This window comes from Arthrobacter gengyunqii (assembly GCF_023022985.1).
Classification (GTDB): Bacteria; Actinomycetota; Actinomycetes; order Actinomycetales; family Micrococcaceae; genus Arthrobacter_B; species Arthrobacter_B gengyunqii.
The window spans coordinates 757,413-771,313 of sequence record NZ_CP095461.1; the positions used below are offsets into that span (position 1 = coordinate 757,413).

Genomic DNA, 13,901 nt, shown 5'->3' on the forward strand with positions numbered 1-13,901 from the left:
ACAGGAAAGCTGTTCAGGTCCGGGACGGGGCCAGATTTCGCGGCGGGGCAGGACTCAGGGAAGGGGCCAGATCCCGGGACGCGGCGAGGTCCCGGAGCCGGTGCCCGGGGTTGGCGGCGAGGAGCCGCCGGGTGTATTCACTGGCGGGATCGGCGAAGATGGCCGCGGTGGGCCCGGTTTCGACCAGCTGCCCGCGGTGCATGACGCCGACGTCGTCGGAGACCTGTTCCACCACATGCAGGTCATGGGAAATGAACAGATAGGACAGGCCGAGCTCCTCCTGCAGCGACTTCAGCAGCTCCAGGACCTGTGCCTGGGTCAGGACATCCAGGGCGCTCAGGGCCTCGTCGAGGACCAGCGTCCGGGCACCCGGCGCCAGCGCGCGGGCGATGGCCACCCGCTGCCGCTGGCCGCCGGACAGCTCCATCGGCCGGCTCCGTCCCAGGCGGCCGGGCAGATTCACCTGCTCCAGCAGCTCGGTCACCCGCGCCTTCTGCTCGGCCTTGGACCCAATCCGGTAGTTGCGCAACGGTTCACCGATGATGTCCGCGACGCTCAGCCGCGGATCCAGCGCGGTGTCCGGATTCTGGTAGACCAGCTGCACGCTGCGCCACAGTTCCCGCCGCGCATTTCCGGCGGTGGAGGTGACGTCGTCGCCGGCGATCCGGATGGTGCCGCCGGTGGGGTCCGCCAGCCGCAGGATCAGCCGGGCAGTGGTGGATTTGCCGGAGCCGGATTCCCCGACGAGAGCGAAGGTGGTGCCGGGGCGGACGGCGAAGGACACTGCGTCCACCGCCCGGCGTTCGGTGCCGGTGCGGGAGAAGACCTTGGTCAGGTTCCGGACTTCCAGCGCGGGCACGCCCGACGACGACGGCGGCCGGGGCCGGGAATCGTCTGACCGGTGTCCGGGGGAGGCGCCGGCGAGCAAGTGCGCTGTGTACGGGTCCTCGGGCCGGGCCAGGATGTCCAGCACCGGCCGGTCTTCGCGGATGCGGCCTCCGTTCATGACGACGACGCGCGAGGCATGGTCGGTTGCCACCGCCAGATCATGCGTCACGAAGAGGACGGCGGTTCCGTAGCTGCGGGCGAGCCGCTCGAAGACCTCCAGCACGCGGCTCTGCACCGTCACGTCCAGGGCCGACGTGGGCTCATCCGCGATCAGCAGATCGGGTTTGAGCGCGAAAGCGATCGCGATGAGGACCCGTTGCTTCAGGCCGCCGGAGAGCTCATGCGGATACTGATGCAGGCGTTCTTCGGGACGGTCAATGCCGACCAGTTCCAGCAGCCGAAGCACCTCGCCGCGCAGCTCCGCCCGGGTATGCCGCTTTCCCTGCGGGCCCGCCTCCGGGTGCAGGCGGAAGATCTCGGCAACCTGCGCCCCGATGGTCTTCACCGGGTCCAGCGATGCTCCCGGATCCTGCGGCACCAGGCCGATCCGGCGGCCGCGCAGCCGCCGGAAGCCGCGGTCCGGCAGGCCGGCCAGATTCTGTCCGTCGAAGGTGATGCTCCCGGCGGTGATGCGGCCGGTGTCCGGCAGAAGTCCGATGATCGCCTTGGCCAGGGTGGATTTCCCGGACCCGGATTCACCGACCACCGCCACCACTTCGCCGCGGTTCACCTCGAGGTCGACGCCGCTGACCGCCGGAGCGGAAGCGTTGCCGGAGCGGGCAGGGTGGCGGCCGTACTCGACGGTCAGACCGCGCACCGAGAGCAGGGGCCGCGCAGGGGTGTCAGCAGGGGTCTGAGCGGGGGAACCGGCAGGGGAGCCGGAGGGGGAGGGAGCGGGGGACGAACTGGGGGACGAAGCTGTGGAGGAGTTCATGCGGGGTTCCTTTCTCAGAACCGGAAGCTCTGAAGCAGCTGCCGGCCGAGGGCGGCCAGCAGTACCACGGCGGCAACGATGACGAGGCCGGGCAGGGTGGTCATCCACCAGGCGGTGCCCAGATACTGGCGGCCCTCGGCGATCAGCAGCCCCCACTCGGGTTCGGGCGGGGGCGCGCCGAAGCCCAGGAAGCCCAGCGAGGACACCACGAGGATGGCAGCGCCCAGATCCACGGCGACGAGGGACAGCACCGGGCCGGCGGCGTTGGGCAGCAGGTGCCTGCGCAGCACGGTCCAGTAGGTGCCGCCGGTGAGGAAGGCCGCCTCCACGAATTCCAGGTTCCGCACCCGCAGCACTTCGGCCCGGACCACCCGGGCAAAGGAGGCGATGGCGGCGATGCCCACCCCCAGGCCAAGGGACACGGGCCCCGGTGCGGACGCGGTGACGATGATCAGCGCGATCAGGAAGCCGGGAACCGCGAGCAGGACATCGACCAGGCGCATGGTGACCGCGTCGGCGGCGCGTCCGCCGGTGGCGGCGAGAACACCGATTCCGGTGCCGGCCACCAGCCCGATCAGCACGGCCAGCCCGGCGGTCAGGAACGTCTGCGAGGTCCCGTGCACCACGCGGGCAAACACGTCCCGGCCCAGGTGGTCGGTGCCGAACCAGTGCTCGGCCGTGGGCGCCTGGAACTTTTCCTGCGGGATGCCGCTGATCGGATCCTGTCCGGTGAAGAGTCCGGGAAAGAGCGCCCAGGTGGCGATCAGGAGCACCGGCAGCAGGGACAGGGCGAGGGCGGGGCGCACTCCCGGCCGCCGTCGTCGTCGTGCCGGTGCGGCGGGCGGGTCTGCCGGGCCGGGCGCAACGTCGCCCGGTGCTGCGGAAGGGGAAAGAAGGGTCATCGGGAGTCCTTGGGGAAGCGGTGTCAGGAGACCAGGGCGGGGGCTGAACCCTGCCGGGAGTCTTTGAGGATGCGCGGATCCAGCAGCGGGTGCAGCAGATCCACGAGGAGGTTGACCGCCACAAACACCGTGGCCGTCAGCAGCACCAGGCCCTGGACCAGGGGGACGTCCTGGGTGGTGACTGCCTGCAGGACCACCGAGCCCAGGCCTGCGCGCGCAAACACGGTCTCCGTGATCACCGAACCGGCAAAAAGCGTGCCCACGGTGATGCCCAGAATGGTCATGGCGGGACCGGCCGCGTTCTTCAGTACGTGCCGGTAGAAAATCCAGGCCGGAGAGGCGCCCTTCGCCCGGAGCACATCAATGAACGGCTGCCGGTAGACCTGCTCCACGCTCTTGAGCAGCACCTGCGCCATGGGCGCCGAGACGTGGACGGCCAGTACGAGGACCGGCACGGCGAGGGAGAGGAAGGACCCGTCGGGGAACAGCGAAAGCAACCCCAGCCGGATGGAGAGCAGTTCCAGCAGCACAAGCCCGAGCCAGAACACCGGCACGGCGGAGAACAGCGGCGGCAGGTTCGCCAGTGCCCGGCGCAGCACCGGCGACGGTGCCAGGGCGGCCGCCGCGACCACGGCCAGGGCGATGACGGCGGCGGTCACCAGCGCCGAGCCGGCCAGCGCCAGGGTGGAACCGATGGCGCCGCCGATGCGCTCGGTCACCGGCTCGCCCGAGGTCAGGGAGTAGCCGACGTCGCCGCGCAGCAGGGCGGCCAGCTGCTGGAGGTACTGGATGAGCAGCGGCTGGTCGTAGCCGTATTGGCGTTTCATGGTGTCGATCGCGGCCTGGTCCACCGCGGAGTCGGAGGTCAGGAAGATAGTGACCGGATCGCTGGGCAGCAGCTGCACGGCGAGGAAAATCAGGGTGTACGCGAGCCAGACCACCAGCAGTGCCTGCCCGATCCGGTGCACGAGGTAGCGGGCCACGGTTAGCCGTCCACTTTCCAGGCGCCCTGGAAGATGGGAGCGGTGCCGGAGGTGAACTCGATGTGCGTGTTGCGGTGCGCGCCGTAGACCTGGACTTCATCCCAGAGGACCAGGGAAAAGGCCTTGTCCACTACGAGCGCCTGCTGCTCGGCCGCCAGGACCTCGTCCCGTTCCGGGCCCGGGGCTGCGGCGCGCTCGGCGGCGAACAGGGCATTCAGCTCCGGGTCAGAGGTGTGGGTCATGGTGTTGTTGGCCGGTTCGAAGATGGGCCCGAGTCCGCCGTAGATGAACTGGCGGGTGCCGAAGAACTCGACGTTCGGATCGGGCATGGCGGTGGTGAGGAACGTGTTGTCGCCGGCCCGGTTGTTCAGTTTTACGCCGATCTGCCGCCACTGCTGTTCGATCAGTTCGAAGGCCGGCTTGATGACCACCGAGTTGTTGGAGCTGGTGACCGTGATTTCAAGCTTCTCCCCGTCCTTTTCCCGGATACCGTCGCTGCCTTCCTTCCAGCCGGCGTCGTCCAGCAGTTGCCGTGCCTTCTCCGGGTCGTAGGCCAGATCCGTGCTCAGATCCACGAAGCCGGGGGCCTGGTGGTTCAGGACCGACGCGGCCAGGGTGTAGCTCTCGGAAAGCACGGTGTCCTTGATGCTCTGCCGGTCGATGCCAACCTGCAGGGCCTGCCGCACGGTGGGATCGCCCAGTTTTCCGCTGCCGGTGCGCACGGCTGCCATGTTGACGGTGAGGTCCACGCCGTCGGCCGCCAGCACCTGGTTGCCGCTGGCCGCCAGCGCCGCCTCGTCCACCGGCTGCAGGCCGCGCACCAGATCCACCTGCCCGGACTGCACGGCGCCGGCGCGGTGCGCGACCTCGGGCAGGTACTTGATGACCACGCTGTCCAGGTGCGCCTCGCCCGGGTTGTCCGCTCCGTCCGGAGCCCAGGCATAGCCGTCCCGCTTCACGAGCACGACTTCCTCGTCGGGCTTTTCCGATTCATAGACAAAGGGTCCGGAACCGGAAATGGAGGAGATGGCGGACTGTCCGGCAGCATCCTTCTGCAGGGTGGCAGGGGAGACGAGGCCGGCGGTGACGGAGGAGGTGGCGCGCAGGAAGTTGGAGTTCGGGGCCTCCAGGGTTACCTTCACCTGGTCGGCTCCGATCACTTCGGCGGTCTTGTAGCGGGCGAAGTCCACGTTCGGCTGGATCTGCGCGGCGGGAACGCCCAGGCCAAAACTGTCCAGGTTGGCCTTCACCGCCGCAGCGTCGAGCGGAGATCCGTCGCTGAAACTGACGTCGGGGCGGATGGTGAAAGTGAACTCCGTGCTGTCGGCGTTGGCGGAGAACGCGGAGGCAATCCACGGCACCAGTTCCCCCTTCTCCGGATCAAAGTAGGTCAGGCGGTCCAGGACGCTGTTGAGCACGTTGGCTTTTTCGTAGAACCGGGCAGCCTGCGTCTGCCAGTTGTTGATGGGGGTGACCTCCGCATAGACCAGGGTGCCGCCGGAAACGGGTTCCCCGGTACCGGCCGGCGAGTTGGCAGCTGCGGTTTCCGGACCGGATCCGCAGCCGCCCAAGGCGAGTGCAGCAGCAGCCAGCAGCGCGGCGAGGCGCGGGGCAGCGGGGGAGCGGCGGGTACGGGAAGGGGATGGGTGGGCAGGCATGAAGAGTCCTCTCAGTCAACACCGGGGAACACTGCGTTCACGCACGCTGGAGGCGTCACTGAGAAGGACTCTGCAGTGACGGACCAACGCCGGAAGTGAGTCCATCGGTCCTGGCATGAGCACCGGCCCCGAAGGGTGGTTGCTGCGGCGTCAACGAGCCAGGTCTCTCAGCCGCTCTGGATGGTTAGTGTCCGTACCGGAAAGGCGGACAGGACCATGGAAGCTGAGAAACGCAGACCGGGGCAAGACAATGACGCGGCATTTCCGTAAACGCCGGCAGGTGTTGTTTTATGACGCGTCTGACATTCCCGTTGTCATAAAGGGCGTCACCAACGGGATCACTAACGACGGCGGACGGGCCGGCGCGACGGCGGCCGGCCGGGTTTCGCCGTCGACCGCTCACCCGGCGGCAGGCCGCGCACCCGGCGCCGCCCGTCGCTGAGCAGGCGCACGCCCTCGTCCAGGGTGTCGCGCAGCTCCATCAGCGCGAACTGGTAGCGCTCCGGCTCCCGGCTGGCCCGGCGCAGATAGAGGGTGCAGGCCGCTGCCATCCGCAGGAGTACTCCGGTGTTGGCTGAGCCCCCGCGCATGTAGGTGAGGGTTTCCATAATTCGGTCACGGGCGTCCAGCACCGTGCCGCGCAGCCGGGCCTCGCCGTCGGATCCATCGACGACGCGGGGTTCGATGGCTGCCAGCGACCGCTTCAGGTGCAGGTCCATGATCAGCGCATTCAGGGCCGCCGACTCCTCGCGGCGGTCGATGCCCGCGCGGGTGCTCCAGCCCGCTCCCATGCCCACTATGAGGCCGAGGATGGGCGCGGTGAATGCCAGCCATTCCATGCAGGACCTCCGGACGGTGCGTTCTTCGACGGTACCTTCGGGCCCTTAACCCGGGCCAGCGTTGGGGCGGGTTCCCGAGGTGCACAAAGGAAATTCGCCGGCCGTCAAGCCGGTCTTGAAAGCAGGGGACCGAACCTGTCCGCAATACCCTGCGCTGTGCCGTTCCGGCAGGCCTAGCGTGAACTATTACGGGCCAAGGAGGCGAGAACTATGGGCCTGATGGAAATCGAACTGGCCAAAGCGGTGCACCGGGAGCGTTTGGCGGATGCGGCCCGACAGCGGCAGCGCAAAGAGTGCCAGCGTATGGCACGGGAGCAGGAAGCTGCGGATACGGCGGATCAGCGCATCAGCCCGAAGGTGGACTGGCCAATATTCTCGCTGCGGATTGGCGGCTTTCAACTGGTCGCATTCCGAACCGTGAGGCTCGGATCTTAATCCTCTGCGGCTGCTCACGAGGAACTGAAGAATCCGGTGAGCCCCGGGACGGATCAGGAACTCACCGTGGAACCGGCCGGTTCCTGCGTGTCCGCTGCCCGTATGGCCGGGCCGATCTGCTCTTGGCCGTAGGCCGTAGGGTGGATCCATGCAGCCTCAACCCGTCATCGCAGTCCTGGCCGGCGCCCAACCCGTGGAAGGACTAGCCGCGCTTGAACGGCAGGCCGAGGTTCGGGTCACCGACGCTGCAGGGCTGCCGGAAGCCCTGGCCGGAGCGGACATTCTCTACCTCTGGGACTTCTTCGCCGACGGCGTCCGGCAGGCGTGGCCGGCCGCCGGATCGCTGCAATGGATCCATGTTCCCGCTGCCGGAGTGGAGAAGCTGCTGTTCCCCGAGCTGGTGGCCTCCGACGTTGTGCTCACCAACGCGCGGGGACTCTTCGACCGTCCCATGGCCGAACACGTACTGGGTGCGATGCTGCACTTCGCCAAGGACTTCGGCCGGGCTGCGGCTCAGCGGCAGCAGAAGCAGTGGCGCCGGTACGCCACCACCGACCTGGCCGGCGCCTCGGTGCTGGTGGCCGGCACCGGCAGCATCGGCCGCTGCACCGCACGCCTGCTGACCGCAGTCGGGATGCGGGTGCAGGGACTTGGACGCACCGCCCGCACCGGTGACCCGGATTTCGGAACCATCCATGCCAGCGCCGACTTCGCCGCCGTCGTCGGGACCTTTGATTACGTGGTTCTGGCGGCGCCGCTGACGTCGGCAACCCGGGGAATGCTCGGCCGCGGGGTGCTGGCGGCGATGAAGCCGACGGCGGTCCTCGTCAACGTGGGCCGCGGAGCGTTGGCGGAGGAGACAGCGCTGGAGGAGGCGCTGCGCAACGGGACCCTGGCGGGGGCTGCGCTGGATGTCTTCGAGACCGAGCCGCTGCCCGGCAACAGCGGGCTGTGGGAGCTGGACAACGTGCTGATCACCCCGCACCTCTCCGGAGATGCACGAAAGCAGCTGCCGGCGCTGGCGGAGCAGTTCGCGGACAACCTCGCCGCGTGGAAAGCCGGCCGTCCGCTGATGAACGTCGTGGACAAGGAGCTGGGGTTCGTCGCCTCGTAGGCCGGACGCGGGTCCGCCGGACAAATCCCGTTACCCGTTGACCCTGCACCCGCTCCGGACAAGACTGGGACGCACTGCCGGACGGATTCCCTGAGAAGAATCTCCGTCACCGAATCCTGCCGGTGAATTCAGCTGACCGAATTCAATGGAGAAGGAAGTGCTGCGTGAAAGCTGTCCGGCTGCACCGCTACGGCGAGGATCCACACATTGACGAGGTGCCGGAGCCGAAGATCACAGGTCCGTGGGACGTGATTGTGGACGTTGGAGCAGCAGGGCTGTGCCGCACCGACCTGCACATCATCGAGGGCCAGTGGGACGCGATCCAGCACCCGCAGCTGCCCTACACTCTGGGCCATGAAAACGCCGGCTGGGTGCGGGAGGTGGGTTCGGCCGTTTCCAATGTGGCACCCGGGGACACGGTCATCATGCATCCGCTGGTGACCTGCGGACTGTGTTCCGCGTGCCGGGAAGGACAGGACTCGCACTGCGAGAACGCCCTGTTTCCCGGACTGAACACCGACGGCGGCATGGCCGAGCAGCTGAAAACCAATGCCCGCGCCGTGGTGAAGCTCGATCCCGCGCTGCAGCCGGCGGACATCGCGGCGCTGGCCGACGCCGGCCTGACCGCCTACCACGCGGTCCGCAAGGCAGCACCGCTGCTGTATCCGGGAACCCACGCCGTGGTGATCGGCGCCGGCGGGCTGGGACACATCGGCGTGCAGTCACTCAAAGCGCTCACCGCCGCGGCCATCACCGTGATCGACACCTCCGAAGCGGCCCTGGAACTGGCATCATCCCTGGGCGCGGACACGGTGCTGCGCAGCCCGGACACCGCCGCCGTGCTAGAAGCCACCGACGGCGGAGCCCATGTGGTCTTCGACTTCGTGGGGGAGCACGGCACGGAGGCACAGGGCCTGGAGACGCTCCGCAACCGGGGCAGCTACTACGCCATCGGGTACGGCGGAGAAGTGCGGATTCCCACCATCGAGCTGATCTCCCGGGAAATCTCCGTGGTGGGCAACCTGGTGGGCACCTATCAGGACCTGGTGGAACTCATGACCCTCACGGCCCAGCGCGACATCACCCTGCACACCACCGCCTACGACCTCGACGACGCTCTCCAGGCCATCCACGACCTCGACGCCGGCAAACTCACCGGCCGCGGCATCCTCATCCCGCCAGCAGGAGGAAGAACCCCATGACGTATCCGGCCAAATATCCCACCCTGAACGAAACCACCCTCACGCCCGAGGCCCGCGCCATCCTGAAGCGCATCATCAAAACGGCCTTTCCGCATCCGGACTTCCCCGACGAAGCCTACGAGCGGATGACCAGCCGGATTGTCACCGAAGCCGACGCATCCACCTGGTTCCGGGTGGTCCTGACCCAGGGGCTCATTGCGCTGGGAGCCCAGTCGGAGGAACCCTTCCTGGAACTGTCCGATGAGCGGGCGCTCGCCGTGCTGCGCCGGGTAGCCGACCTGGAGTTCTTCGGCTTCATCCGCCGCACCACTGTGCTGAATCTTTACGACGATCCGCAGGTCTGGGAAGTGCTCGGCTACGAAGGACCTTCCTTCGACAAGGGCGGCTACCTGCACCGCGGGTTCGCCGACCTGGACTGGCTGCCCACGCCGCGGATCGAAGCGCTGGTTGGTTCCGTTCCGGACACCGGACCGCTGCCGTATCCGGTCCTTCAGCCAGGCCAGCCCCGCCAACCTGAAACAGACGCCGCGGCAGGCTCGGCGGCCGCCAGAGCGGCAGGGCCGGCTCCGGAATCGGGCACCGGAGCCCAGGCATCCCAGCAGCGAGGTGGAGGAAGCAAATGAGCGAAGATATCAGCAGTTTCTCTCCCACGGGGAGCAGGGATCCGCTGGCGGAGTCGGCGCACTTTGAGCTCGACGACGAGTCCGTCGTCGTCGTCATTGGTTCCGGAGCCGGCGGCGGCACGCTTGCCCACGAATTGGTGGAAAAGGGCGTGAAGGTGGTGCTGCTCGAAGCCGGACCGTTCCTGACCAACTCGGACTACGTGAACAACGAGTGGGAAGCGTTCAACCAGATGGCCTGGCTGGATCCGCGCACCACCTCCGGGACCTGGCGCATCGCCCGCGACTTTCCGAACCTGCCCGCCTGGATCGTCAAGGCCGTGGGCGGCTCCACCACGCACTGGTCCGGAGCCACGCCGCGGTTCAAGGCGCACGAGTTCACCGCACGCACCACGTATGGGCGGATCGACGGCGCGAACCTGCTGGACTGGCCGCTCACCCTGGAGGACCTGGAACCCTACTACGACCGCGCCGAGCGGAAGATGGGTTCCACCCATGTGCACGGCAGGCCGGCGCTGCCGGCGAACAACAACTACAAGGTGTTCGCCAACGGTGCCGAAAAGCTGGGCTACCGCCACTTTGCCACCGGCCCCTACGCCACCAACGCCGAACCCTACGACGGACGGCCGGCCTCGGTGCAGGACGGCTTCAACTTCCAGGGCGACAAGTCCGGCGCCAAATGGTCCACGCTGGTGTCCGAGATTCCCAAATCCTTGAAGACCGGACGGCTGGACCTGCGCCCGGACAGCCAGGCCGTGCAGATCACCTCCACCCCCGAGGGCCGGGTGGACGGGGTGGTGTACGCCGACGGCGACGGGCAGCTGCATCATCAAAAGGCGCGGGTGGTGGCGGTGGCGGGCAACGCGATCGAGACGCCGCGGCTGCTGCTGCTCTCGGGCTCGCCGCTGTTTCCCGACGGGCTGGCGAATTCCTCGGGCCAGGTGGGGCGGAACTACATGCGCCACACCACCGGTTCGGTGTACGCCCAGTTCGAGGCGCCGGTGCACATGTACCGCGGCGAGACCATGGCAGGTCTGATCGCGGACGAGTCCCGGCATGACCCGGACCGCGGGTTCGCCGGCGGCTACTACATGGAAACCATTTCGCTCGGTCCGGCATTTCTGGCGTCCTTCGTGGACCCCGGGGCGTGGGGACCGGGCTTCGCCTCCATCCTGGACGGCTACCGGCGCACCGCCGGCATGTGGATTGTGGGGGAGGACATGCCGCAGGAAACCAACCGGGTCACGCTGAACACCACGGTCACCGACCCGCTGGGGCTGCCGGTGCCCAACGTGCACTTCGATGACCATCCCAACGACGTTGCCATGCGCGAACACGGCTACGGGCAGGGCGCCGCGCTGTACGAGGCGGTGGGCGCGACGTCGGCGGTGCGGACCCCGCCGTATCCCTCCACCCACAACATGGGCACGGCGCGGATGAGCCTGCGCCCGGAGGACGGGGTGTGCAACGGGTTCGGGCAGACGCATGACGTGCCGAACCTGTTCATTTCCGACGGCTCGCAGTTCACCACCGGCGCGGCAGCGAACCCCACGCTGACCATTGTGGCGCTGGCGATCCGGCAGGCGGAGTACCTGTCGGCGCAGATGGCCCTGGGCGAGATCTGAGATGCCGTGAGTTCGGGCGGGAGCGACGGGAACGGGCCGCAGATCGCCGTGCTCGGCGCCGGGATCCTGGGGGTGTCCACGGCGGTGCAGCTGCTGCGCGGCGGCGCGTCCGTCACCCTGGTGACGGATGCGCATCCTGCCAGCGGGGCATCGGGTCGCTCCCTTTCGTGGTTGAACTCCGGCGGCGGCTATCCGCCGGAGTATCACCGGCTGCGGCTGGCCGGCATGGACCGTTACCGGACCCTGCTGGCGGAGAACCCCGACCTCGACTGGCTCCGGTTCGACGGCGGCGTGTACTGGGACGGCGGCGCGCTCGCGGACAGGTGCGAGGCGCAGCGGGACCGCGGATATGACGCACGGCTGGTTCCGGCGAGCGGCGTGGCCGGCGTGGCCCCCGGCCTGGACCCGGCGGCGCTGCCGGCCGAAGTGCTGTTCAATCCCGGCGAAGGCTGGGTGAGCCTGCCACACCTCATCCGGCACCTGCTGGCAGAATTCGCGCTGCTCGGCGGAACCCTGGTCACCGCAGCGGGACCGGCCTCCGTGATCGTGGAAGGAGGCGCCGCCGTCGGGCTCCGCACTGAATCCGGGGAAGTGCATCCGGCTGACGCGGTGCTGGTGGCCGCCGGCGCCGGCACTCCCGCCCTCCTTGATGGGCTGGGGGTACAGCTGCAGGACGGATCGGATCTGGCCATGCTGGTGGTGACCGAGCCCAAGGCACACAGCCTCAGGGCGGTGCTGAACACCCCGCGGGTATCCGTGCGGCCGCATCCGGGCTCCCGGCTTGCGATGGATTCCACCTGGTATCTGGATCAGATCACACCCAACGACGACGGCGGCTGGTCGGTGGATCCGCAGGTGGTGCTGGACCTGGTGGACGAGGCCTCGGCTCTGCTTGCCGGCCACCCGCGGCTGGTGGCACAGAGCTGGCGGATCGGGTTGAAGCCGGTGCCCGGCGACGGCCGGCCCGTGCTGGGGGAGCTGACGGGGATGCCCGGATGCTACGTGGCGTTTACCCATTCCGGAGCGACTCTCGGGTTGATTGCCGGTGAGCTGCTGGCCCGCGAGATCCTCTCCGGACGGCGGCATCCAATGCTTGGTCCATTCCGGCCGGAGCGGATGGCATGCTACGCTCCGGTGCGGGCCGGACAGGCCGGGTTCTTCGGCCAACTTTGAAACACTACGCAGCCGGTGAACGGCTTTCAAGAGGAACTTCGTGCAGATTACGCATTGTTTTCGCTTGGACATGGCTCACGCGGTTTCCGTGTCACGCTTTCGAATCCAGACAGTGCCGCCTGGGCAGCCACGAATCCGGAGGACGGAATGAGTCACACCACGATACCGAGGACAGTTGAAGGGTCAGCGGACAGATCCGGCAGGCAGCGGGCCGGAAAGACCAGCCTTTGGTGGGCCCTGACTATTGAACCGGAGGAGAAGGGGTCGTGTGACGGGTGGGTCAAGCATGTTGTTGCGCCGCTGAGCGCGCAGGCGCGGAACTGGGGTGCCGGCCGGGCGGGCTTCTCACGCAGCGAAGATGAGAACAGCCCCTCCCTCAACATGAATGTGGTGGCCCCCGCCGACGTTGTGGACCGTGTGTGGGACTTTGCCAACGCGCTGGCTCTCCGGTCCGGCCCGACGCTTGGCTCCGTAAAGCTTGCTCAAACCAAGGCAATCACCCCGCCATGGGCGGGAGGGCCGGTGCCACGGAAAATGGAAGCAGCACTGGCAAAGTACGGTGGCATGCAGGGTATGGAGCTGGCGGGCGATGTTGCGGAGCTTTCCTCTGACCTGGCTATTTGGGCGGTCGGCCGTTTCCCCGGCAGCAACGTGCGCTCGCCGTTGGCCGCCCTGCTGCTCTTCGACACGTGCCACAGCATGATGAGGGGGCCGCGGTCGGCTGTGTGGGCTGACCGCCGGACAGTGAGCTGGAATTACTACTGGGACATGCACCTGCGCAGCTGCACTGCTTCCTACGGCCTCCGCTCGGAGCGCGCGCACCAGACGCTGAAGGACCAGCTTGCTCCGAGGATTGTTCCTGCCCACCGGATTATGGCCGCCCTTGCCTCTGAGCCTTCCGTTGACGCTTGGCGCAAGCGCTGGGTGCGGGTCATTGATAACTACCTGTACCGGGCAGACAAGGCACGCGTTAGCCGCAGCGCTCAGCAGATGACCATGACCCAGGGCAGGCACATGCTCAACCGCCTCGGCATCTCCGTGCGTGATGAGGCTGCCCTCGGCCAGTACGCACGTGCCTGGACCAAGGAACTTGAGGATGGCCTTGCGTGAAAGGGCGCTCTGAGACAGTAAGCCGGACGGGGCCGCCGGGCCCTGTCTACCGCGGTGAGAGAACGGCGGCGGCCCGCTCCAGAGCACCGGGAACAATCGAGTAGTACGCCCAGACACCCCGCTTTTCGCGGTGCAGGATGCCGGCGTCCACGAGGATCTTCAAGTGATGCGACACGGTGGGCTGGCCCAGGCCGACCGGCTCGGTGAGATCGCAGACGCAGGCTTCCTTGTTCTCCTGTGCGGCGATCAACGAGACCAGGCGCAGCCGCGTCGGTTCAGCCACGGCTTTGAGCAGCCGGGCAAAACGCTGGGCATCTTCGGCACTGAGCGCTTCGGAAGTCAGCGGCGTGCAGCACTCTTCGGCAAGGGGATCGGCGGCGATCTGAACGGGGGTCACCCGTCCATTATGCTCCCCGGA

Annotated in this window: 13 protein-coding genes and 1 riboswitch; of the genes, 7 read left to right on the plus strand and 6 right to left on the minus strand. The window is 67.7% G+C overall.

Annotated features, from left to right (window positions below; genetic code table 11):
- Window positions 1-13: 13 nt before the first annotated feature.
- The 5 genes from MUG94_RS03435 to MUG94_RS03455 form a co-directional block, all read right to left on the minus strand.
- Complete coding sequence (locus tag MUG94_RS03435; protein WP_227908408.1) at window positions 14-1,822, minus strand: ABC transporter ATP-binding protein; 1,809 nt, start codon at window positions 1,820-1,822, stop codon at window positions 14-16.
- A gap of 14 nt (window positions 1,823-1,836) precedes the next feature.
- Window positions 1,837-2,724 carry an ABC transporter permease gene (locus tag MUG94_RS03440; RefSeq protein ID WP_227908409.1) on the minus strand — a complete coding sequence of 296 codons (888 nt, stop codon included), beginning with the start codon at window positions 2,722-2,724 and terminating at the stop codon, window positions 1,837-1,839.
- A gap of 23 nt (window positions 2,725-2,747) precedes the next feature.
- Window positions 2,748-3,707: an ABC transporter permease gene (locus tag MUG94_RS03445; RefSeq protein WP_227908410.1), complete on the minus strand. Its 960-nt coding sequence runs from the start codon at window positions 3,705-3,707 to the stop codon at window positions 2,748-2,750.
- 2 nt (window positions 3,708-3,709) lie between these two features.
- Window positions 3,710-5,365 (minus strand): ABC transporter substrate-binding protein, encoded by a 1,656-nt coding sequence (locus MUG94_RS03450; RefSeq protein ID WP_227908411.1) that lies wholly within the window; start codon window positions 5,363-5,365, stop codon window positions 3,710-3,712.
- 98 nt (window positions 5,366-5,463) lie between these two features.
- A riboswitch (SAM riboswitch) is annotated at window positions 5,464-5,552 on the minus strand.
- 154 nt (window positions 5,553-5,706) lie between these two features.
- A complete protein-coding gene (locus tag MUG94_RS03455) occupies window positions 5,707-6,204 on the minus strand; it encodes a hypothetical protein (RefSeq protein ID WP_227908412.1) in 498 nt (165 codons plus the stop codon).
- A 210-nt stretch (window positions 6,205-6,414) separates the two neighbouring features.
- On the opposite strand from MUG94_RS03455, the gene MUG94_RS03460 reads away from it, so the two are divergent.
- From MUG94_RS03460 to MUG94_RS03490, 7 genes are all read left to right on the plus strand, one after another.
- Entirely contained in the window at window positions 6,415-6,639 is a 225-nt protein-coding gene (locus MUG94_RS03460) for a hypothetical protein (RefSeq protein ID WP_227908413.1), read from the plus strand.
- 148 nt (window positions 6,640-6,787) lie between these two features.
- On the plus strand, window positions 6,788-7,753 hold the full coding sequence (locus MUG94_RS03465; RefSeq protein ID WP_227908414.1) for a D-2-hydroxyacid dehydrogenase: 966 nt from the start codon (window positions 6,788-6,790) through the stop codon (window positions 7,751-7,753).
- A gap of 164 nt (window positions 7,754-7,917) precedes the next feature.
- On the plus strand, window positions 7,918-8,955 hold the full coding sequence (locus tag MUG94_RS03470) for an NAD(P)-dependent alcohol dehydrogenase (RefSeq protein ID WP_227908415.1): 1,038 nt from the start codon (window positions 7,918-7,920) through the stop codon (window positions 8,953-8,955).
- Complete coding sequence (locus MUG94_RS03475) at window positions 8,952-9,578, plus strand: hypothetical protein (protein ID WP_227908416.1); 627 nt, start codon at window positions 8,952-8,954, stop codon at window positions 9,576-9,578. Before MUG94_RS03470 ends, MUG94_RS03475 begins: the two co-directional genes overlap by 4 nt.
- Complete coding sequence (locus MUG94_RS03480; RefSeq protein ID WP_227908417.1) at window positions 9,575-11,200, plus strand: GMC family oxidoreductase; 1,626 nt, start codon at window positions 9,575-9,577, stop codon at window positions 11,198-11,200. The genes MUG94_RS03475 and MUG94_RS03480 overlap by 4 nt, the downstream gene beginning before the upstream one ends.
- A gap of 6 nt (window positions 11,201-11,206) precedes the next feature.
- The gene (locus MUG94_RS03485) at window positions 11,207-12,373 is read left to right on the plus strand and encodes an NAD(P)/FAD-dependent oxidoreductase (protein ID WP_227908418.1); all 1,167 of its coding nucleotides are present in this window, start codon (window positions 11,207-11,209) and stop codon (window positions 12,371-12,373) included.
- 147 nt (window positions 12,374-12,520) lie between these two features.
- Window positions 12,521-13,483 (plus strand): lantibiotic dehydratase C-terminal domain-containing protein, encoded by a 963-nt coding sequence (locus MUG94_RS03490; protein ID WP_227908419.1) that lies wholly within the window; start codon window positions 12,521-12,523, stop codon window positions 13,481-13,483.
- 46 nt (window positions 13,484-13,529) lie between these two features.
- On the opposite strand, the gene MUG94_RS03495 is transcribed toward MUG94_RS03490, so the two are convergent.
- Window positions 13,530-13,880, minus strand: coding sequence for an ArsR/SmtB family transcription factor (locus tag MUG94_RS03495; RefSeq protein ID WP_227891676.1), 351 nt, complete (start codon window positions 13,878-13,880; stop codon window positions 13,530-13,532).
- Window positions 13,881-13,901: the final 21 nt, after the last annotated feature.